Below are 18270 nucleotides of genomic sequence, written 5' to 3' on the forward strand. Positions count from 1 at the left end.
CCGCCTCCTATCCGGGGCTGCAGAAGTTGGTGAGGCTGACGAAGGCCGACGACGCCGACTGGGCCGAGTTGCCCGCGGCGTCGACGGCCGTGACCGAGACGGGGATGCGGGTTGCCGTCCGCGGCATCGGCAGCGGCCCCAGCGTCCCCGAGAAGACGTTGCCTCCGGCCGAGCTCATGGCCCCGGTGGAGGTGGAGCCGCCGAGGGAGTAGCTGAAGCTGACCCGCAGAGCCGACGGGCCGCTGCGGTCGTCCGTGACGGTGGCCGAGATGGTGCTGGTGCGGAAGCCGTACTGGCACTTCTCGCCCTCGATCGTCGTCCGGCTGGCGCTGACCCGACCGACGGCGGGGGCGGCAGTGTCGGGCCTGGTCGACGGGGAGGCGCTGGCCGGCGGGCTCGGCGTGGTGGCCGCCGGGGTGGGGGCGGGTGGGGGCGCAGGCGCCCCAGGGTCCGGCGGCGGGCCGGTCGTGGCGGCGCTGGTCCCGGGCAGAGCGGCCGTCGGAGTCGCGGTCAGGGCAGGGGTCGCGGTGGCGGTGGGCGCCGGGGTGGGGGTCACCGTGCCGCTGGGCAACACCAAGGGCGCAGCGGTTGTGGACCCCGGCCCGAAGACAGAGTTGGCCCGGGCTTCGGCGGTGGCCGGTGACGCGGCCGCCGCGTACCGATAAGCCGCCCCGCCGACGAGCAGGGCGGCGACGAGGGCCCCGCCGGTCAGCGCGAGCCCCTTGCGGCTCCGCATGAAGCCGACCGACGTGGTGGCGACGCTGACCGAGCCGTCGGAGCCCTCCGGGAACGGCCACAAGGCGGCCAGCAGGGCGGCCCGGCGCGCCAGCTCGCGCAGCCCGCGGTCCTCCCAGTCCGGCCCGTACGCCGTCCCGGCGACCTGCTCGAGCTGGTCGAGGAAGGCCACGGCGTGCGGCGGCCGGTCGGCGGGTTGTTTGGCCATGCCGTGCCGCAGCAGCTCATGCACCGGCGCCGGCGCGGGCTCGGTCGGGATGGGCGCGTTGACGTGCTGCTCGTAGAGCGCGAACAGGTTCGGACCGTCGTACGGGGGTTTTCCCGTGAGGCACTCGAAGAAGGTGGCCGTGGCCGCGTAGATGTCGCAGGCCGGGGTCGCCGGCACCCCGGTCCACTGCTCGGGCGCCATGTAGCGGGGCGTGCCGGTGACAACTGTCCCGGTGCCCTGGCCGACCGGCGTGGCGATGCCGAAGTCGGCCAGCTTGCTGCGCCCCTCCCCCGTGACCAGCACGTTCTCGGGTTTGTAGTCGCGGTGCACCACGCCGTGGGCGTGCGCGGCGGCCAGCCCGGCGAGGGAGCCCTTGAGCACGCAGAGCGCCGCTTCGGGGGTGGTGGGGCCGTGCTCGCGCAGCATCTGCCGCAGCGACACGCCGTTGACCAGCTCCATCACGATCGCCGCGCCGCCGGCCGACTCGACGTACTCGTACAGCCGCGAGATGTTGGGGTCGTCGATCTCGCCGAGCAGCCGGGCCTCGCGGCGGAAGTCGGCCCGGAAGGCGGTGTCGTCACCGAGCCCGTGGGCCAGGTATTTGATCGCGACGGCGGTGCCGGTCTCGTCGTGGGTGGCGAGCACGACGCTGCCCGACGCACCGGCGCCGAGCGGACGAACAGGCGTGTAGCCGGACAGCTGCCAGCCGCTCATCGCGAGCACTCCACCATCGAAGGGACGGATGTCGGTCTCCGCCGCGCCGCCCATTGTGGCCACGCATCGACGGTGAAGGATCCCCGCAACGGCTCTTTTCGCCAGCCGTACGGGCGACCCTGGCCGCCGTACGTCGCAAGGTCCCGGCGGGTGCGGTGAATGCCCACCACACCCGCCGGGACGGCTCAGATCCGCGACCAGAGGGCCGGGACGATCGGCGGCTCCCAGCCCACCAGCGAGGTGTGGGCCTGGATGCAGCGGTAGCGGACGCCGTCGTACGTGACAACGGCGCCGATCGCGTACGGGGTGTTGGGGGCCCACGCCGTGCCCGCGGGCGCGGTTGTCGGGGGCAGGGTGGTCGGGGGCAGGGTGGTCGGGGGCGCGGTGGTCGGAGGAGCAGTGGTCGGAGGAGCGGTGGTCGGGCGCGTCGTGGGCGGGGTGGTCGGCGGCTGGGTGGTGGTGCCGCCGCCGGTGGCGTTGCCGCCCGTCCAGTTGACGGCGCCGCTCGCGACGGTCTTGCCGGCCGGCGCCGAGAGCGTGCGCCCGTCGGTGAACGTCACGGTCAGCGCGTTGTTGGTGATGTTGGAGGCCACGTACGTCTTGGCGCCGTTCTTGCTGAACACCTTCGCGAGGGGGTGGTTGGCCGAGACGGTAGCGTCCACCTGGCCCAGCGCCTGCAGGTTGCGGATCCAGTGGAACGTGTGGGCCTTGCTCTCGCCCTCCTCCGGCGTGTAGTTGCCGGCCGCGCGCCACTTGCTCATCGCCGCGTCGGGGTCGCCCAGGGCCAGGTACTGCCAGAGCATGTCCCGCCACACGGTCGGCTCGCCGCCCTTGTTGCGGACCATCTCCGCGTACGTGTTGCGCACCGCGGCCGGGTATTCGCCCAGGTACAGCTGTCCGCCCGTGATCGGCAGCATGTTGATGCCGACGATCATCTCGTGCTCGCCGGAGAACCAGGTGGCGTACGCGCCGCCGGAACCCCACACGATGGCCGAGTAGTTGTGGCCCCAGCTCGCCGGGAAGTTCTCGTTGCGGACGTCGAACCAGTACTCGTTGATCGCCGCGGACTGGGTGGTGTGGATCCAGATGCCGGCGTCACGGATCGCGTTGTTGCCGGTGGCCTGCCCCCACTGGATCAGCGCGTTGGCGAAGTTCTGCCCCTCCGAGGACGACTCCTGGTTGTTGCCGGCGCCGAACGCCCCGTGCCCGGACGCCCAGTCGTGGCCCGCGTAGATGTCGAAGTCACGCAGGTACGGGAAGCGGGTGTCGTTGCGGTCGTAGTTGTTGGCGTCGCGGATCAGCAGGTCGACCATGCCCCCGTACCGGGAGGTGGAGGCCCACGACGGGTCGAACTTGGCCAGCGTGGCGGCCGCCGCGATGAAGTAGCCGTAGTGGAAGTGGTGGTCGTTGAGGTCCTCGTCGGAGGCGTACGAGGCGGGGTAGCCGATCAGCGTTCCCCAGTTCCTGTCGTAGTAGAAGACCCGCTCGTTCTTGCCCGCCGACGCGGTGAACCAGTCGGTCAGGCGCGTGCGGATGACGTTGAGGGCGGAATCCCGTACGGACGTCAGGTTCAGCTGGTCGGCGATCTCGGCGATGCGAGCCGCGCGGCCCAGGCCCTTGCCGGTCCAGTACGTGTCGTTGCCGCGGAAGTCGGCCGGGTTGCCGAGCTCGTTGGTGAGCAGCGTGGTGATCTGGCTCAGGTCAGCGCCGCTGGAGTCGCCGACGGCGGGCAACTCGGGCAGCACACCCGAGTAGCGCATCGACGTCTGGAACTGCGTCCCGGTGACGACCTTCATGGCGCCGCGCGGCGACACGTACGTACGGGAAAGCGGGGTTGATCCGGTCAGGTGGCGCCACTGGTGCGGGTAGAGCGCGATGACCGTGCCGCCGGAGCCGCCCGCCAAGTTCTGCGTGGTGAAGCTGTACGTCGTGGTGACCGTGCCGTTGGCCTGGTTGTAGTTGTAGGCCATGCGGGTGCCGGTGACGTGGTTGTGCGCGTACTGCCCGAACTGGTCGGCCAGCGCGGTCTTGTCGGCCGCGCTCGCGCTCGACAGCGTCGGAAGCACTGCGACCGAGAAGTAGCCCTGGCCGTTCAGCGTGGAGCGCAGGGTGTTGCCCGACTGGGTCCAGGCCGACCCCGAGGGCCCGTACGCGACGTAATCGTGCCCGCCGATCGAGAAGCCGATCCGGCCGCCCGAGTTCTGCCAGACCGTGGGCGGCCCGGTGATGCTGAGCTGGGCGTCGCCGCCGGTGACGCGGTAGTACGACAGCGGCAGGCCGTGCCCGATGGTGGCCTTCAGCGTGCGCGCGCCGTCACTCCACGACGGCGTGACGGTCCAGTCGCTCCAGCCGTCGACGAGCGCCCGGGGAGCGTTGAGCCCGGCCACGCCGACCACGATGTGCTGCGCGTACGGGTAGTGGTATTCGCCCAGGCCGGTGGGGCTGCCGCTGATGGCCGGGTCGGTCTGGTACGACAGGCCGAGCCCGCCCGCGACGGGGCGATAGGACGCCGGGCCCGCGAACAGCGGCTGCGAGAAGTTGCAGTCGTCGCCCTTCTTGAACAGCAGCGACGACCACCAGTCGTTGGTCGGCACCGCGCCGGCGGGGGCGTTCGAGGTGACGTACTGACGGGGGTTGGTCGACATGGCGCCGCAGCCGGTGGGGAGCTTGGCGCCGGCCGGGAGGGTCTCGGTGTAGCTGCCGGCGCCGACGGTGGCGGCTTCGGCGGTGCTGATCAGGGTCACGGCGAGCACTCCTGATCCGGCCGCGAGCGCGACCGCGGCCAGCGAGGAGACGAGTCTTCGGCGGGATGGCATGAGGACGGGCTCCGAGTCTAGGGGGGACGTTGAGAGCGCTCTCACGTTAACGGCTGATGACGGACGTGAATACGCGTCGTTCGGGAAGCATCCGGCGGTGGAAGGGCAAGATTGGGTGCAACCTTGATCGCGGGCGCCGCGTGTAGTCGCCATGACCACCACCGCGGAGAGACCTCCGAGGGGAGCACCGACGTCCATGCCCGCCGCCGAACCGCCAGCGGACTTCGACGCGGTGTACGCCGCGCAGTACGCCAACCTCACCGTGCAGCTGTACGCGTACTTCGGCGACCGGCAGGAAGCACAGGACGTCGTGCAGGAGGCGTTCTGCCGGGCGCTGCGCCGCTGGTCGAAGGTGTCCCGTTACGACGATCCGGTGGCCTGGGTGCGCCGGGTCGCGTGGAACCTGGCCGTCAGCCGCTGGCGCCGTTCCCGCACCGCGCTGTCGTTCGTGCGCCGGCAACGCCTGCAGGAGCCGCAGGTCGAGGGCCCGAGCACCGACCGCGTCGACCTGGTGGCCGCGCTCGCCACCCTGCCCGCGGCCCAGCGGCGCGCGGTGGTCCTGCACTACCTGGGCGACATGAGCGTGTCCGAGATCGCCGAACGGGAGAACGTCGCCGACGGCACCGTCAAGTCGTGGTTGCACCGCGGCCGCACGGCCCTGGCCGGCCAGCTGGAGGACCGTCATGTCTGATCCGCTGACCCCCCTCTTCGACGACCTGCGCCGCCGCACGCTGCCCGAGGTGCAGGCGCCCGGCGCCGAGGCCGCCCGCCGTACGGTGCACCGCCGGGCCACCGTACGGGCATCGGCCCTGGCCGCCGTGGCGATCGCGGCCTTCGGCTCGTACGTGGTGACCCAGCGCGACAACGGCGGCGCCGTCCTGCCCGCCGCCTCGGCCTCGGCCAGCGCGCCGGCCCCACCCGGGCGGCCCGACAAGGCCGAGGTCGCGGCCGCACTGGTCCCCGGGGCCGACCACGCCGACGTCGTGATGGGCGAGTACTCCCAGGACGTCGGGTACAGCGCCTCGGGCGGCAACTGGCTGCTGAAGGTGGGCTGTTCAGGACCGTCGCCGCTGGCGATCACGATCCTGCTCGACGGCGCCATCGAACAGCAGAACTCGGTCCCGTGCACCGACGACGGCACGGTCCGTGACTACGTGTTCACCATGCCGCGCGACGGCAGCATACGCATCCTCGTCGGCGGAGGCCTGCACGACGCGTACGCGCTGAAACTGACCGAACGGTGAGGCGCCCCCGGCTGGCCGCGATCGACGGGCTCCGCCTGCTCGCCGCCCTCGCCGTCCTCGCGTTCCACTACACCGTCGCGTGGCGCATCGACGGCGAACGGGTTCCGGAGCACTTCCTGCCGACGACCGTGCACGTCACGGTGTACGGGTTCCTCGGCGTCGAGCTGTTCTTCCTGATCAGCGGCTTCGTGATCGGCATGAGCAGCTGGGGCCGTACGCTCGGGCAGTTCTTCGTCTCGCGGGTGAGCCGGCTGTTCCCCGCGTTCTGGGTGGCCGTTGTCCTCACCGGCGTCGTCGCCATGGCCTACCCGCTCAGGGGCGGCGTGACCGACGGCGGCCGGCCGAGCGTGATCGACATCCTGGTCAACCTGACCATGCTGCCGCAGCCGCTCGGCCACCACCCGGTCGACGGCGTCTACTGGACCCTGCTGGTCGAGCTCAAGTTCTATCTGATCATGGCGCTGGTGCTGGCCCGCGGCGGCCTGACCTACCAGCGGGCCGTGCTGCTGTGCGCGGTGTGGATGACGGTCGCCGTGTTCGTGCCCACGCTGGACAGCCCGGCCCTGACCGCGCTGACGATCAGCGACTTCGCCCCTTACTTCATCGGTGGCCTCGCCCTCTACCTGATCCACGGCTTCGGCCCGACCCCGCTGCTGTACTGCATCACGGGCTTCGCCTGGCTGGTCTGCCTGTCCCGGGTGGACGACCGCCTCGGCGAGATGCGCTCGGGGTTCCCGGTGCCGTCGTGGCCCGGCCTGCTGATCGTCACGCTTTCGTACGCGGCTCTGCTGCTGATCGCGCTCGGCCACACCGACCGCATCCAATGGCGCTGGCTCACCGTCGCCGGCGCGCTCACCTATCCCCTCTACCTGCTGCACTCGCGGCTCGGGCACACCGCCATCCGCGCCGCCTACGAGCACACCACCGCCCCGGTCTGGCTCATGATCGCCGCGACGACGCTGCTCATGCTGGGGCTGGCGTGGCTGGTCCACCGTTACGTCGAGCGTCCCCTGAGCCGCCGGTTGCGGGGCATGACGCTCACCCCGCGCGAGGCCTCCTCGCCCGGCACAGCCCCGCCCGGCACGGCTCCGCCCGGCACGGCTCCGGCCGGCACAGCCCCGCCCGGCGCGGTCCGGATTCCGGGTCAGCTGGTCGGCTCGTCCGTGCGTGTCCCTTGACTCCTCATCCGAACCTTTGGTCCTCTGAAGCTTCCGCGCAGTCGACACGAGAGGGTCTTGGACGATGTCCACCAGCGATCTGCGGATGACGAGTGTGCCGAGTTCGAAGGCGGAGATGCTCATCCGCCGGCCCGTGTCCGAGGTCTTCGAGGCGTTCGTCGACCCTGCCGTCACCACCCGGTTCTGGTTCAGCCACGGCAGCGGGCGGCTCGCCCCTGCGGCAAAGGTGACCTGGGTCTGGGAGATGTACGGCGTCTCCTCGACGGTGCTGGTCAAGGAGTTCGACCAGGACAGGCGGCTGGTCATCGAGTGGACCTCGGAGGAACACCCCACCACCGTCGAGTGGGTGTTCACCGCCCGCCCCGAGGACACCACGCTCGTGTCGATCACCGAGTCGGGGTTCACCGGCGACGGCGACACGGTGGCGGCCCACGCCATGGGTTCGGTCGAGGGCTTCACGCTGGTGCTGGCCGGGCTCAAGGCCCTGCTCGAACACAAGATCGAGCTGAACCTGGTGTCCGACCGCTTCCCCGACGGGCTGTGAGCTGCCGGGGCGAGCTGTTTTGTCGGGGGGAGCCGTTATCGTCGGCCCATGTCGGAACCTGGGGACGTGCCGCCGGACATTCTGGACCGTCTGCGGGCGATCTGCAGAGGGCTGCCGGAGGCGTACGAGGAACCGGCCTGGATCGGCGTGCGGTGGCGCATCCGGAAGCGGACCGTCGCGCACGTCTACGTCCCGGACGTTCAGCGATACCCGGAATACGCCGCGCACGTCGTCGACGGCGAACCGCCCACGGTGATGACGTTCCGGGTGCCCGCCGACGACCTGGCCGGGCTGACCTCGAGCGGGTTCCCGTTCTTCCGGGCGCTCTGGGGTGACAACGTCGCTGCCGTCATCCTCGGCGACCACACGGACTGGACCGAGATCGCCGAACTGGTCACCGACAGCTACTGCGCGATGGCGCCGAAGTTCCTCGCCGCCCGGATGACCGAATGACACAGCCGAGACGAGCGCCCCTGGTGACCAAGGTGCGCGCCGTGTCCGATGTCGCCGCGCACATGCGGCAGATCGAGCTGGTCGGGCCCGAGTTGCGGCGACTGCGCTGCCGCCCCGGCGCCCACGTCGTGGTGCACACCCCCGACCGGCGGGTCTATTCGCTGTGGCGGCACGATCCCGGCGCTGCCTCGATGACGGTGCGGATCGCCCTGCACGACGCGGGCGGGCCCGGCTGCACGTGGGCCCGCGCCGTCGCGGTGGGCGACCGGGTCACCGTCGAACCACCCCGCAGCAAGATCACCCTCGACGGGACGGCCCGATATCACCTGTTCATCGGGGACGAGACCGGCGCCGTGCCGCTGCTGGCCATGCGCGCCGCCCTGGGGCGGGAGGCCGAGACGTACGGGATCTTCGAGACCACCACGCCCGGCAACGAGGTCCCCGACTTCGCCGCCTTCACGCCGTTCCCGTGGGTGCATCGCGGCGCGGCCCCGGCGGCCGGCTCCCGGGTGCTGCTGCGCGCGGTGCAGGACCTGCAACTGCCGGCCCACCCCGGCACGGCGTACATCGCGGGCGAGAGCGACACGTGCCGCCTGCTGCAACGCCACCTCGTCGAACAGCGCGGCTGGCCCCGCCGGTCCGTGCTGCTGCAGCCGCAGTGGGCGCCGGGCCGCCCGGGGTTCGGCGCGGGAACCCGGGACTGAGGCCCCGCAAGATCGTTCCCCACCTGTACTGATGCGGTTCAGTTGCGGCCGAAGCGGGAAAGCAGACAGTCATGTCTGTCGATTGCCAACCAGTGATGATCTGCCCCGCCCGCATCACGCTCGACGCGGCCCAGCTCGCCTTCTTCAACGGGCTTCCGGCCGAGGCGCCGAGCGTCCAGTCCGAGCTCGGCTGTGAGCTCGAGTGCGGGCATGAGGGCTCGCACGCCGCGCTCGGTCAACAGGTGGAGACCACGATGTGGTGGATCCAGTGGACCCTGAGCGCGTCCGAGATCAACCCGTACACGTGGTGCCCGGAGCACCGGTCGAAGCACGAGTGCTCGCTGTTCGACGGCCACCCCGGGGGCCACACGCCGTCCGCCCACCACGCCGAGGAGATGAACCGGTTCAGCGAAGATCAGCGGGGCGCCACGTCGAGCAGGTGATCGTCGCGGATCTGCGCCACCACGGCCAGCGCCATCTGCCGCCCCCAGTCGGCGGTGGCGTGCTCCCGCAGGACCGTGGGCACGCCGACCCCGAGACGTTCCGCGATGTCGGCCAGACGCTCGCCCACTTCGGCCTCGACGGCCTGCCGCTCCACCCGCACGCCGTGCTTGCGCAGAGTCGAGAGGAACGCGTCGACGAGCTCGGTGCTGCTGGTCATTTTTCCCACCCCGTAGTCAAGATCAGTGATCAGAGTGTGAACGCCCGTCCCCGCAATCCCACGACGACGCGGCCCCAAGATCAGGAACTCCGCCGCAGGGGGTCGTCCGGCCGGCCATCCCACCGTCGGCCGGACGGCCGCCCAGCCAGCGACCCGGACCCCGCCACCCCGCCAACCCGACCGCCACCCCGCCGAGCCACCGATCCGCCGGCGGCTCGGACCTCGCCAGGTCGGCCGGCCCCGACCGGAGACGATCAACGTGCCCCTGTCCCGACGGACTGAATGCAGCCGTTGCTTCCGTCGGCCGAATCGGCGGGGACGGGGCGGAAACCCTAGGCTTTGATCATGTCTACCGAACCTCTGCCCGATCGGGTCGCCGCCATGCTCCGCCAGCCCAACCCCGCCGTGATGGCCACGCTGGCCAAGGACGGGCGACCCGTCTCCGTGGCCACCTGGTATCTCTTCGAGGACGACGGCCGGGTGCTGCTCAACCTTGACGCCGGGCGCGCCCGGCTCAAGCACCTGCAGAACGACCCGCGGGTCTCCCTGACCGTGCTCGACAAGGACAATTGGTACACCCACGTCAGCCTGCAGGGCCGCGTCGAGGAACTCACCGATGACGTCGGCTTGCAGGACATCGACGCGTTGTCGCGGCACTACGGCGGCAACCCGTATCCGAACCGGGAACGGGCCCGGATCAGCGGCCGGCTCGTGATCGAACGCTGGCACGCCTGGGGCGACCTCGCCGACTGAGCAGGCGCCCACCGAAACAGGGCGTCGCCACCCGGCGGGCCAGGTGTTCACCCGGCGGCGCAGGGACGCAGCAAACCGGCAGCTCAGGCGCTCACCCGGTGGGCGCGAGGGCGCGCGTTTCGAACCCGGAGCAGGGAGCAGCCCACCCCCGCATCCGGAGGGTGCGGCGGTTCAGGCGTTCATTCGGAGCAGGGCGTTGCCGCCGAGCAGGATCAGGTCGGCGCCGGCCACCAGGGCCATGCTCAGGTGCAGCCGGCGCGCGGCCTGTTCGGGGTCGCGCTCGAGGAACCCCCGTACGGCGAAAACGGCCGCAGCCCCCACCAGCGGGATGCCGACGAGCAGCAGGTAACCCACCGACGACGGGGTGCGGCCGCCGTTGACCAGCAGCGCGACCATCACCGTGGGCACGATGCCGAACAACACCAGGGCAATTCCCGCGTACCATCGCAGCGCTGTCACGGGTCAGATCGTACGGACGGCCCTTGCGCCGGTGTAACGGGCCAGGGTCCACGCGCAGCGAGCGATGAAGAGCCACTGCACGACCGGGACCGCGGGCCCGGCGAGGCGGCTGATCGTGCGGGCCGGCTTGGCGGTGACGGCAACCTCGAAGCGTACGGAATCATCGGGGTCGAGCCGCACGGTGAAGCGCTCGTCGCCCTCGAAGGTGTGCCCGGGCAGCGCCAGGTAGTGCATCGAGGTGCGCGTCTCCTCCCGTACGACGTCCAGCACCTCACACGGTTCGGGCACCCGGAGGCGGCCGAATCCCAGGTCGGAGCGCATGTGCTGCCCGCGGTGGGCCGGCGGCGCGGACGGGTCGACCCAGGCCCCCGAACGGCGGTGCATCTCCCAGGTCAGCAGCGCGTGGGAGGCGAGCTCGAACCGTTCCCGCCCGGCGCCGATCCGGTGCGTCCACGTGTGCGTCTGCGCCCGGCCGGCGTAGGCGACGACCAGCGCGGTGAGCACGGCCGCCGCGTTCAGCACCCCGTGGGTCAGGACCATCCAGGTCAGGTTGAGGTGCGGCAGCTCGACGACCTGGCCCGACGCGTACAGCAGCGCCAGCCCCATCGTGAGGATGCTCAACGCCAGCAGGAAGCGAAAGGCCTTCCCCGTACGGGCGGCGACTGCCAGCCACAGCCCGGCGCTGAGCAGCCCGGCCCCTAGATCGTTGACCGGAAATTCGGTGCTGGTGGAGACACGCACGGCCGGGTTCGTGACGTAAAGACGAAGAGTGTCCATGATCGGCGTTGCTTACCCGAACGTCGAACCTCACAAGGAAGCCGTGTTGGACGCCGACCTGGACACTCTTCTGATCGCACTGTACGTGGAACTCGACGACCGGATCATCCCGGCCTCACGCCCCCGCCGGGCCCGGCGGGGACCTGGCAGGCCACCGCTGGTCACCGACGCGGAACTGTGCTGCCTGGCGGTGGCGCAGGTTCTGCTGCGCTACAACGACGAACACCACTGGCTACGTGCCGCGCCGGGCAGGGTCGGGCATTTGTTCCCCCGCCTGTTGAGCCAAAGCGAATACAACGAACGCCTCAAGAACGCAGCCGACCTGTTCGAAGCAGCCCTGCGCTGGCTCGCCGGGCGGACACCGGGCAGCGCCGAACCGCTGCGCCTGATGGACGCCACACCGATCGGGTGCGGGCAGTCCAAGACCACCGCGCAACGCTCGGATCTGTTCGGCTACGCCGGCTACGGCTACGAATCAGCGCACTCCCGCTGGTACTGGGGCACGAAACTGTTGCTGATCACCACCCCGGACGGCACGGTCACCGGGTTCAGCCTGGCGAACCCGAAACTGGCCGGCGAACGCGAACAGACCCGCCAGACCCTGACCCGCCAGCCGATCAACCGGCCCGAACCCGGCAGCATCATCGTCACCGACAAGGGCCTCTCCGGCGCCGACGTCGAAGAATTCCTCGACGACCTGGACCTGACCCTGGTACGCCCGGCCCGCCGGGACGAGAAAACCCCGCGCCCGTTCCCGAACTGGCTGCGCCAACGCATCGAAGCGATCATCTGGACCCTGAAAAACCAGCTCGGCCTCGAACACCACAACGCGCGTGTCCCCGCCGGACTCTGGACCCGCGTCCTGCAACGCCTCCTCGCCCTCAACGCCGTGATCTGGCACAACTGGACCATCGACGCACCGGTCAAACGCTCACTAATCGCCTACGACCACTGACCCCGCCACCAGCACACAATTTCCGGTCAACGATCTAGCAGTTCGATCAGGTCACCGGTCGTTCCGCCGACCACGAATCCCAGCCCGACCACCGCCACACCGGCCGGCGCCAGCAGCCTGTGCTCGCCCGTGAGCGCGAGCAGGAGCATCGCGCCGAACCCGGCCACGTGGAAGTGCGCAGCCGTGAGCCCGAGAATCCCGGGCGGGAACCCGAGCAGCGCATATCCGGCCCGCTCGGCCGCCAGTCCCGCCGCGGCCACGGGCAGGCACGCCGCCGCGAAGGCCACCAGCCAGTCGCGCCGGAGCAGCACCGGAACCGCCGAGCAGGCGACGAGGTAGGGCAGGCAGAGCAGGCCGGCGACCCAGCCGCGCGGCAGGGTCATCGCCACGACGGCGGGCACGGCAACCGCGGGCCACCAGCGGACGAGCCTGGTCCGATGTCCGAGCGCCCCCAACCCGAGCGGCACGAAAAGCAACACGCACACGGCGACCACCGCGTACAGCCCGGCCCAGCCGGCTCCGCTCAGCCTGTCCATGACGCCCCCTTGAACGCGTTCAACTGAACATGTTCAAGTTAGCACGCCGTCAAGCCCATCCCACGACCCGCAGGGGGCCGGCAGGGCCGGCGCGAACGGGGAGCCGTCAACGAGGCGTTCCGGCCCATCGGGAACGGCTCGGGCCGCATCCCGGGCGAGCGCCGGCGCCTCGAAGTCGGGCGCGTAGGGGAGGCCGAGATGCTGGCCGCCTGCAAGCCCGGCGAGCGGGACACCTTCGTACGGGTCCTGATCGGTCTCACCCGGCGCTGAGCAGGCCGATGGGCGGGCTCAGCACCCGCCCATCGGCTGACGAACCGTCAGTCCTCGACCCGGAACCCGATCTTCAGCCGGACCTGGAAGTAGGCGACGTCGCCGTCCACCACCTGGCCCCGGATCTCCTGGGACTCGAACCATTCGATGTTGCGTACGGTCTGGGCCGCCTTGCGGATCGCCGTGCGGATCGCGTCGTCGACGCTTTCCTGGCTGCTCCCGACGACCTCGGTCAGCCGGTACACGTGATTGCCCATGACAGCCTCCTCGAGTCGGATCTTCTCACTCAACCAGACCGTGGCCCCCGGCGTGAGAAATGCGCGCAGCCGCCGCCATCGTGGCGGGGCGGGGCGGGATGGACGAGATGTCCTGGGCGAACTTGCCCACCGCGGTCGCCACGGCGTCGGCGTTGGTTTCCAGCGCGAACGTGTTCACGTTGCCGATCAGCTTGTACTTCTTGCGGAGCTGGGCGTAGACGGCCTTGTCGGCGCCGTCGCGTTCGGGGGTGAAGCTGTCGCACGCCTGGTGGTAGCAGGGGTCGTACGCCACGCCGGCGATACCGCCCCACTTCTTGACGTCCTCCGTGGTCTTCTCGACCTCGGCCCCGGTGAACAGGCCGCCGGCCGGGATGCCGGTGCCGATGAACGGGCCGTAGTCGGAGCGGCCGGTGAAGTCGGACGGCGCCGTGGCCTGCTTGCGCTTGGCGAAGAAGTCGAGGAAGACCTTCTCGATCTGCGCCGAGCCGTCCGGCCCGGGACCGGCGCCTGAGGCGGCCGAGTCGTCACCGTCGTACACGCCGAACATGTAGTTGGGCGAGCCGATCATGTCGAAGTTCAGGTACAGCTTGATCTTCGCGTGCTCGGCCTCGGTCAGGCTGTTCACATAGAACGTCGAGCCGACCAGGTTGGCCTCCTCGGCGCCCCACCAGGCGAACCGCAGCTTGTTCTTGCTCTTGAGGTTGCGGGCGTGCAGCGCGGTCTCGAGGATGCCGGCGCTGCCGGTGCCGTTGTCGTTGATGCCCGGCCCTTCCGGCACCGAGTCGAGGTGGGCGCCGGCCATCACGACGTTGTCGGCGTCGCCGTAACGGGACTCGGCGATGACGTTCTCGGTCTGGCGGACCTCGGCCACTGTGTCGGCCGTGATCGTGACGGTCAGGTCAGCGGTGCCGGCGAACGCCACGCCCTGCGGGTAGGAGATCGAAATGGCCGGGATGCTCACCGGGTCGCCGAGCGTGCCGAGGAAGAGGTCCTGACGGTCGGGCGCGGTGGTGTTGCCCTGGTTCATGATGATGACGCCGGTCGCGCCCGCGGCCTGGGCGTTGGCCGCTTTGATGCCGAACGCGCAGCCGCCGCGCTGCACCAGCGCGATGTTGCCGGTGACGCCGGTGAAGTCGGCCGCCTCACAGCCCGACGTGCTGGTGTTGGGCGTGGTCAGCTGCAGATCGACCGGTACGACCGTACCGGTGGCCGTGCCGTTGCCCGAGCAGTCGAGCACGTCGTAGTCGACCTGGTCCACGTACGTGGTCAGGTTCGGGGTGTTCTGGGTGAACGACGACGCGTCGTCGGAGCAGAAGTTGAACGGGAACGGCTGCCGCGTCACGCGATAACCCGCCGCGCGCATCAGGCCGGCGACGTAGTCGGCACTGCGCGTGTAGCCGGGTGTCCCCGAGGCCCGGGTGTCGCCGTTGAGCTTGGCGATCGCCTGGAAGGCCACCAGGTGGCGCAGCACGCCCGCGAGCGTGACCGACTTGGCGAGGTCGGTGGATCTGCCGGACGCCTGGGCCGGCTGCGCGACGGCGAAGCCACCGAGCAGGACCGCGGCCGCCGCCGCTGCGCCCACGCGTTTGAGAAGAGTGCGAGACACCACGTTGTGCTCCCCTGTTGACGGACAGTGAACGGGACATCCAGCAACCTAAATGAGTCGATGAGTTACCGGGAACCTCCGTTCAGGGGAGCACTGCCACGCACTTCGAGGTGGTAGGGCACGATGATCCGGCGGGCGGGCGGCGGATCGTCGCGGCGGGCCACCCGCTCGGCCAGGCAGGCGAGGGCCGCGTCGGCCAGGGCAGCCTTGTCGGGCGAGACGGTGGTGAGCGCCGGGTTGGCGTACCGGCCGTCCTCGATGTCGTCGAACCCGGCCACGGCGAGGTCCTCGGGCACGCGCAGCCCCCGCTCGATCGCGACGTGCATGGCGCCGAGGGCGAGCTGGTCGGTGAAGCAGAAGACCGCGTCGAACTCGGTTCCGCTGTCGAGCAGCCGGTTCATCGCCGCGGCGCCGTCGGCCCGGTGCAGGCTCTTCACGTCAACTTCAAGTTCTTTCCCGTACGGGATCCCGGCCGCGGCCAAGGCCTGCCGGTAACCCTGCGCACGCCGCGCGGCCGTGCCGTTCTCGAGGTGCGGCTGGAGCCCGACGGCGGCTATCCGGGTGCGGCCGCTTTCGATCAGGTGGCGGGTGAGGGCGGCCGCCGCGGCCACGTTGTCGATCGCCACGTGGTCGAGCAGCCCGTCGGCGTCCTGCTCGCCGAGCAGCACGAGCGGGGCGCTGTCGGGCCGTCGGGTCAGCTCGGCCGGCGAGAGGGCCCACGGGCTCACGATCAGGCCGTCGACGGACTGACCCCGTACGCCGTCAAGCAGTTCTCGCTCCCGGGCGGCGTCGCCACCGGTCTGCTGCACCAGCAACGTCCACGCGTACGCCTCGGCGCCGTCGGCCAGATGCCCGGCGAGCTCGCCGAAGTAGGGCGAGGCGATCTCGGGCAGCACCAGCGCGACCAGCCCGGACCGCCCGCCCCGCAGGTGCCGCGCGGCGGCGTTGGGTTTGTACTGCAGTTCGTCGATGACCCGCTGCACGCGCTCGCGGGTCTGCGGCGAGACCAGCGGAAACCCGGAGACGACGTTGGACACCGTGCGGACGGAGACACCGGCGCGCTCGGCGACCTGCCTCAGATTGGCTCCCACGGAAGCATCGTACCCAGCACTTGCAACGTGGCATGCAACGTTGCAACATGGGGGTATGACTATTGCTGAGGGAGCCCGCGAGGCGATCTACACCGACGGCATCACCGCCCTGCGCGGCGCGTTCAGCGTGGCCTGGGCCGACGCGATGCGCGAGGACATCGAGGCCGCGTTCGACGAGGCCATCAACCGTCCCGGCGGCGCGGTGGGCCGCGGCCCGAAGCGCTACTACGTCGAGATCCACCCCGAGCAGCTGCGCGGCTTCGTCGACCTGGTCACCCACCCGTGGGTCACCGCCGTGTGCACCGACGTCCTCGGCCCCGGCTACGAGATCGTCGAACTCGGCTTCGACATCCCCTTCGCCGGCGCGGTCAACCAGCCGTGGCACCGCGACTTCCCGATGCCCGAGGTGACCAGGAAAGAGGGCCGGCTCAACTCCCTGGCCTTCAACCTGACCGGCGTCGACACCACCGACGACATGGGCCCGTTCGAGATCGCCCCCGGCACCCAGTTCGACGACAGCCCCGAGTTCGGGCACGAGATGTTCCCGCCCAAGACGCACTACGCCCGCTACAACGAGCTGGCCGTCCGCAAATACCCCCAGCGCGGCGACATCTCGGCCCGCTCCGCGCTCACCGTCCACCGCGGCACGGCGAACAAGTCGGAGCTGTCCCGCCCGGTGCTGGTCCTCGGCGTCGACGCCCCCGACGCCACCAACGGCGACAAGCACGCCATGGCGGTGACCCAGGGGTACTGGGACGCGCTGCCCGAGCAGGTCCGCGACCACCTGCACTGCCCGATCGTCGACAAGCTCACCCCGATCACCCAGAAGCACACCATCGAGGGCCTGGTCATGGGCGACGCCTGAGCCCTCCCCCGCAGCCGCCGATGACCTGGGCCTCAACCGGGAGACGCCGCGCAGCTGGGTACGGCTCGACGACGAGCGTCGCGGCGCGAGCCCTCGGCCCGCGCATGCGGTCCCGGCGGCGGGTGAGGCGGCCGGCCCGGTCGAGCAGGAGAACGCCGAGGTGCGGCACCGGTTCCGGGAGCTGGAGGAGGAGCGCGACTTATCTGTACCGGCCGCACATTCTTCCGGTTTCAAGAAGGCTCTGAGCTCGACCACAGAATGACGAGTTGCACCCACCCGCAGCCGAACGACGGCCGCGAGTGGTCACCGCAACCACCCACCGACCGCGCCCACACAACTCCTGTCAATCCGCACCAGGGCGCAACCCGCCCCGCACGTGCGCGACCACATCACCCCGGCGTCGCACCACATCCGCACGTGGACTACACAGAGCCGGCTGTAACGGCCCTCGTCGTCGACAACTCCGGCCAGTTGATCTGGCAGCGCTGCGGTGACCAGCGGTAACGCTGTCCGCCCTCAGCGGACCTCGGCCGCGCTCCATAAGATCACGGGCACCACATAACAGATCCACTCGGAAGAACGCCCCTTGTTGTTCGTCGGCGCGCCCTTACACCCCGCCCGCGACGGTGACGGCACGGCGTAGCAGCACCAAAGCCGCAGCCACCACGGCCGGGCCGACTCCCCCAGCAGCTCGCGGACGGCCTACCTGCAGGCTCTGAGCACGTCGAACTCGCAGCCTGGCTCGTTGGGGTCGAAGCCGTGCTCAAGCAGCCACCGGGAAGCCGTCAGGCTGCGGACCGACCACCACGCGCGGATCACGTCGACGTCCACGTCGGCGCCGTAACCGGCGAGCAGGTCGTCCAAGCGCTCCTCGTGGCCGAGTGTCAGCACCGCGAGGTCGAGCAGCGGGTCACCCTGAGCCGCCTCGGACCAGTCGATCACGCCGACCAGCTGGTCGCCGTCCACGAAGAAGTGGGTGATCTGCATGTCGCCGTGGACGAAGGCGGGTTTCCAGGGGCGGAGCGCGATCCCGGCGACCTCGCGGTTGCGCCGGATGAGCGAAGGCGGGAGCACACCGCTGCCCATGAGCCACTCGCACTCGGCGTCGAGCTCGGCGGTGATCTCGTCGAGGCCGGGACCGATCCACGGGGGCAGCGGCGCCTCGTGCAGTTGTCGCACGGCGGCACCGACGGCGGCCCACGCCGCCGGGGAGGCAGGTGACGGCTCCCCGAGAACGCCGAGGGCCATGCCGGGCACGGCGGCGACGGCGAGGACGTTCGGCCGGCGCCACAACACCCGCGGGGTCGGCAGAGGGGCCAGGGCCATCGCCTCGACCTCGCGATCAAGACGCCGCGGATCGCCGTCGACCTTGAGGAAGACGTCACCGACACGCAGCGTGGCGCGCTCGCTGTGCGCCACGACAACGCTGACCTCATCCATGCAA

At 70.5% G+C, this 18270-nt stretch carries 20 protein-coding genes; 10 read left to right on the forward strand and 10 right to left on the reverse strand.

Annotated features, from left to right (window positions below; translation table 11 throughout):
- Positions 1 to 7: 7 nt before the first annotated feature.
- The gene (locus C8E87_RS04235; RefSeq protein ID WP_239080677.1) at positions 8 to 1711 is read right to left on the reverse strand and encodes a serine/threonine-protein kinase; all 1704 of its coding nucleotides are present in this window, start codon (positions 1709 to 1711) and stop codon (positions 8 to 10) included.
- A 131-nt stretch (positions 1712 to 1842) separates the two neighbouring features.
- A complete protein-coding gene (locus C8E87_RS04240; protein ID WP_133871869.1) occupies positions 1843 to 4473 on the reverse strand; it encodes a glycosyl hydrolase in 2631 nt (876 codons plus the stop codon).
- Positions 4474 to 4669: 196 nt separating this feature from the next.
- Here C8E87_RS04240 and C8E87_RS04245 point away from each other — a divergent pair, with 196 nt between their 5' ends.
- From C8E87_RS04245 to C8E87_RS04275, 7 genes are all read left to right on the forward strand, one after another.
- Positions 4670 to 5164 carry an RNA polymerase sigma factor gene (locus tag C8E87_RS04245; protein WP_133871870.1) on the forward strand — a complete coding sequence of 165 codons (495 nt, stop codon included), beginning with the start codon at positions 4670 to 4672 and terminating at the stop codon, positions 5162 to 5164.
- Complete coding sequence (locus C8E87_RS04250) at positions 5157 to 5717, forward strand: hypothetical protein (RefSeq protein ID WP_133871871.1); 561 nt, start codon at positions 5157 to 5159, stop codon at positions 5715 to 5717. The genes C8E87_RS04245 and C8E87_RS04250 overlap by 8 nt, the downstream gene beginning before the upstream one ends.
- Positions 5714 to 6895, forward strand: a complete 1182-nt coding sequence (locus C8E87_RS04255; protein ID WP_133871872.1) for an acyltransferase family protein — start codon at positions 5714 to 5716, stop codon at positions 6893 to 6895. Before C8E87_RS04250 ends, C8E87_RS04255 begins: the two co-directional genes overlap by 4 nt.
- 64 nt (positions 6896 to 6959) lie before the next feature.
- Entirely contained in the window at positions 6960 to 7439 is a 480-nt protein-coding gene (locus C8E87_RS04260) for an SRPBCC family protein (protein WP_239080668.1), read from the forward strand.
- A gap of 48 nt (positions 7440 to 7487) precedes the next feature.
- Positions 7488 to 7892, forward strand: coding sequence for an MmcQ/YjbR family DNA-binding protein (locus tag C8E87_RS04265; RefSeq protein WP_133871873.1), 405 nt, complete (start codon positions 7488 to 7490; stop codon positions 7890 to 7892).
- A gap of 41 nt (positions 7893 to 7933) precedes the next feature.
- Positions 7934 to 8596 carry a siderophore-interacting protein gene (locus C8E87_RS04270; protein ID WP_166661077.1) on the forward strand — a complete coding sequence of 221 codons (663 nt, stop codon included), beginning with the start codon at positions 7934 to 7936 and terminating at the stop codon, positions 8594 to 8596.
- A gap of 71 nt (positions 8597 to 8667) precedes the next feature.
- Complete coding sequence (locus C8E87_RS04275) at positions 8668 to 9039, forward strand: hypothetical protein (protein ID WP_133871875.1); 372 nt, start codon at positions 8668 to 8670, stop codon at positions 9037 to 9039.
- Here C8E87_RS04275 and C8E87_RS04280 read toward each other — a convergent pair.
- Positions 9012 to 9257, reverse strand: coding sequence for a hypothetical protein (locus C8E87_RS04280; protein ID WP_133871876.1), 246 nt, complete (start codon positions 9255 to 9257; stop codon positions 9012 to 9014). The genes C8E87_RS04275 and C8E87_RS04280 overlap by 28 nt on opposite strands.
- Before the next feature lie 345 nt (positions 9258 to 9602).
- On the opposite strand from C8E87_RS04280, the gene C8E87_RS04285 reads away from it, so the two are divergent.
- Positions 9603 to 10010, forward strand: coding sequence for a PPOX class F420-dependent oxidoreductase (locus tag C8E87_RS04285; RefSeq protein WP_133871877.1), 408 nt, complete (start codon positions 9603 to 9605; stop codon positions 10008 to 10010).
- A 171-nt stretch (positions 10011 to 10181) separates the two neighbouring features.
- On the opposite strand, the gene C8E87_RS04290 is transcribed toward C8E87_RS04285, so the two are convergent.
- Positions 10182 to 10469: a hypothetical protein gene (locus tag C8E87_RS04290; protein ID WP_133871878.1), complete on the reverse strand. Its 288-nt coding sequence runs from the start codon at positions 10467 to 10469 to the stop codon at positions 10182 to 10184.
- Positions 10470 to 10472: 3 nt separating this feature from the next.
- On the reverse strand, positions 10473 to 11246 hold the full coding sequence (locus tag C8E87_RS04295) for a DUF1990 domain-containing protein (protein ID WP_133871879.1): 774 nt from the start codon (positions 11244 to 11246) through the stop codon (positions 10473 to 10475).
- 46 nt (positions 11247 to 11292) lie between these two features.
- On the opposite strand from C8E87_RS04295, the gene C8E87_RS04300 reads away from it, so the two are divergent.
- Complete coding sequence (locus tag C8E87_RS04300) at positions 11293 to 12201, forward strand: IS982 family transposase (protein WP_133876609.1); 909 nt, start codon at positions 11293 to 11295, stop codon at positions 12199 to 12201.
- Between the two features lie 26 nt (positions 12202 to 12227).
- Here C8E87_RS04300 and C8E87_RS04305 read toward each other — a convergent pair whose 3' ends face one another.
- The 4 genes from C8E87_RS04305 to C8E87_RS04320 form a co-directional block, all read right to left on the reverse strand.
- Complete coding sequence (locus tag C8E87_RS04305) at positions 12228 to 12737, reverse strand: YndJ family transporter (RefSeq protein ID WP_133871880.1); 510 nt, start codon at positions 12735 to 12737, stop codon at positions 12228 to 12230.
- Between the two features lie 317 nt (positions 12738 to 13054).
- Positions 13055 to 13264 (reverse strand): dodecin, encoded by a 210-nt coding sequence (locus tag C8E87_RS04310; protein WP_133871881.1) that lies wholly within the window; start codon positions 13262 to 13264, stop codon positions 13055 to 13057.
- A 25-nt stretch (positions 13265 to 13289) separates the two neighbouring features.
- Positions 13290 to 14873 carry a M28 family peptidase gene (locus tag C8E87_RS04315; protein ID WP_133871882.1) on the reverse strand — a complete coding sequence of 528 codons (1584 nt, stop codon included), beginning with the start codon at positions 14871 to 14873 and terminating at the stop codon, positions 13290 to 13292.
- A gap of 62 nt (positions 14874 to 14935) precedes the next feature.
- Complete coding sequence (locus C8E87_RS04320) at positions 14936 to 15961, reverse strand: LacI family DNA-binding transcriptional regulator (protein WP_133871883.1); 1026 nt, start codon at positions 15959 to 15961, stop codon at positions 14936 to 14938.
- A 55-nt stretch (positions 15962 to 16016) separates the two neighbouring features.
- On the opposite strand from C8E87_RS04320, the gene C8E87_RS04325 reads away from it, so the two are divergent.
- Entirely contained in the window at positions 16017 to 16826 is an 810-nt protein-coding gene (locus C8E87_RS04325) for a phytanoyl-CoA dioxygenase family protein (RefSeq protein WP_133871884.1), read from the forward strand.
- A gap of 702 nt (positions 16827 to 17528) precedes the next feature.
- Here the strand turns inward: C8E87_RS04325 and C8E87_RS04330 are convergent.
- Positions 17529 to 18266 (reverse strand): aminoglycoside phosphotransferase family protein, encoded by a 738-nt coding sequence (locus C8E87_RS04330; protein WP_133871885.1) that lies wholly within the window; start codon positions 18264 to 18266, stop codon positions 17529 to 17531.
- Positions 18267 to 18270 lie beyond the last annotated feature (4 nt).

Origin of the sequence: Paractinoplanes brasiliensis (assembly GCF_004362215.1) — a bacterium.
In the GTDB taxonomy this organism is placed as follows: Bacteria; Actinomycetota; Actinomycetes; order Mycobacteriales; family Micromonosporaceae; genus Actinoplanes; species Actinoplanes brasiliensis.

Excerpts from the sequence above, each read along its gene's own strand:
- C8E87_RS04235 (WP_239080677.1), bottom strand. The coding sequence starts at position 1,711 with ATGGGCGGCGCGGCGGAGACCGACATCCGTCCCTTCGATGGTGGAGTG.
- C8E87_RS04240 (WP_133871869.1), bottom strand. The coding sequence starts at position 4,473 with ATGCCATCCCGCCGAAGACTCGTCTCCTCGCTGGCCGCGGTCGCGCTC.
- C8E87_RS04245 (WP_133871870.1), top strand. The coding sequence starts at position 4,670 with ATGCCCGCCGCCGAACCGCCAGCGGACTTCGACGCGGTGTACGCCGCG.
- C8E87_RS04250 (WP_133871871.1), top strand. The coding sequence starts at position 5,157 with ATGTCTGATCCGCTGACCCCCCTCTTCGACGACCTGCGCCGCCGCACG.
- C8E87_RS04260 (WP_239080668.1), top strand. The coding sequence starts at position 6,960 with ATGTCCACCAGCGATCTGCGGATGACGAGTGTGCCGAGTTCGAAGGCG.
- C8E87_RS04265 (WP_133871873.1), top strand. The coding sequence starts at position 7,488 with ATGTCGGAACCTGGGGACGTGCCGCCGGACATTCTGGACCGTCTGCGG.
- C8E87_RS04275 (WP_133871875.1), top strand. The coding sequence starts at position 8,668 with ATGTCTGTCGATTGCCAACCAGTGATGATCTGCCCCGCCCGCATCACG.
- C8E87_RS04280 (WP_133871876.1), bottom strand. The coding sequence starts at position 9,257 with ATGACCAGCAGCACCGAGCTCGTCGACGCGTTCCTCTCGACTCTGCGC.
- C8E87_RS04285 (WP_133871877.1), top strand. The coding sequence starts at position 9,603 with ATGTCTACCGAACCTCTGCCCGATCGGGTCGCCGCCATGCTCCGCCAG.
- C8E87_RS04295 (WP_133871879.1), bottom strand. The coding sequence starts at position 11,246 with ATGGACACTCTTCGTCTTTACGTCACGAACCCGGCCGTGCGTGTCTCC.
- C8E87_RS04305 (WP_133871880.1), bottom strand. The coding sequence starts at position 12,737 with ATGGACAGGCTGAGCGGAGCCGGCTGGGCCGGGCTGTACGCGGTGGTC.
- C8E87_RS04310 (WP_133871881.1), bottom strand. The coding sequence starts at position 13,264 with ATGGGCAATCACGTGTACCGGCTGACCGAGGTCGTCGGGAGCAGCCAG.
- C8E87_RS04325 (WP_133871884.1), top strand. The coding sequence starts at position 16,017 with ATGACTATTGCTGAGGGAGCCCGCGAGGCGATCTACACCGACGGCATC.
- C8E87_RS04330 (WP_133871885.1), bottom strand. The coding sequence starts at position 18,266 with ATGGATGAGGTCAGCGTTGTCGTGGCGCACAGCGAGCGCGCCACGCTG.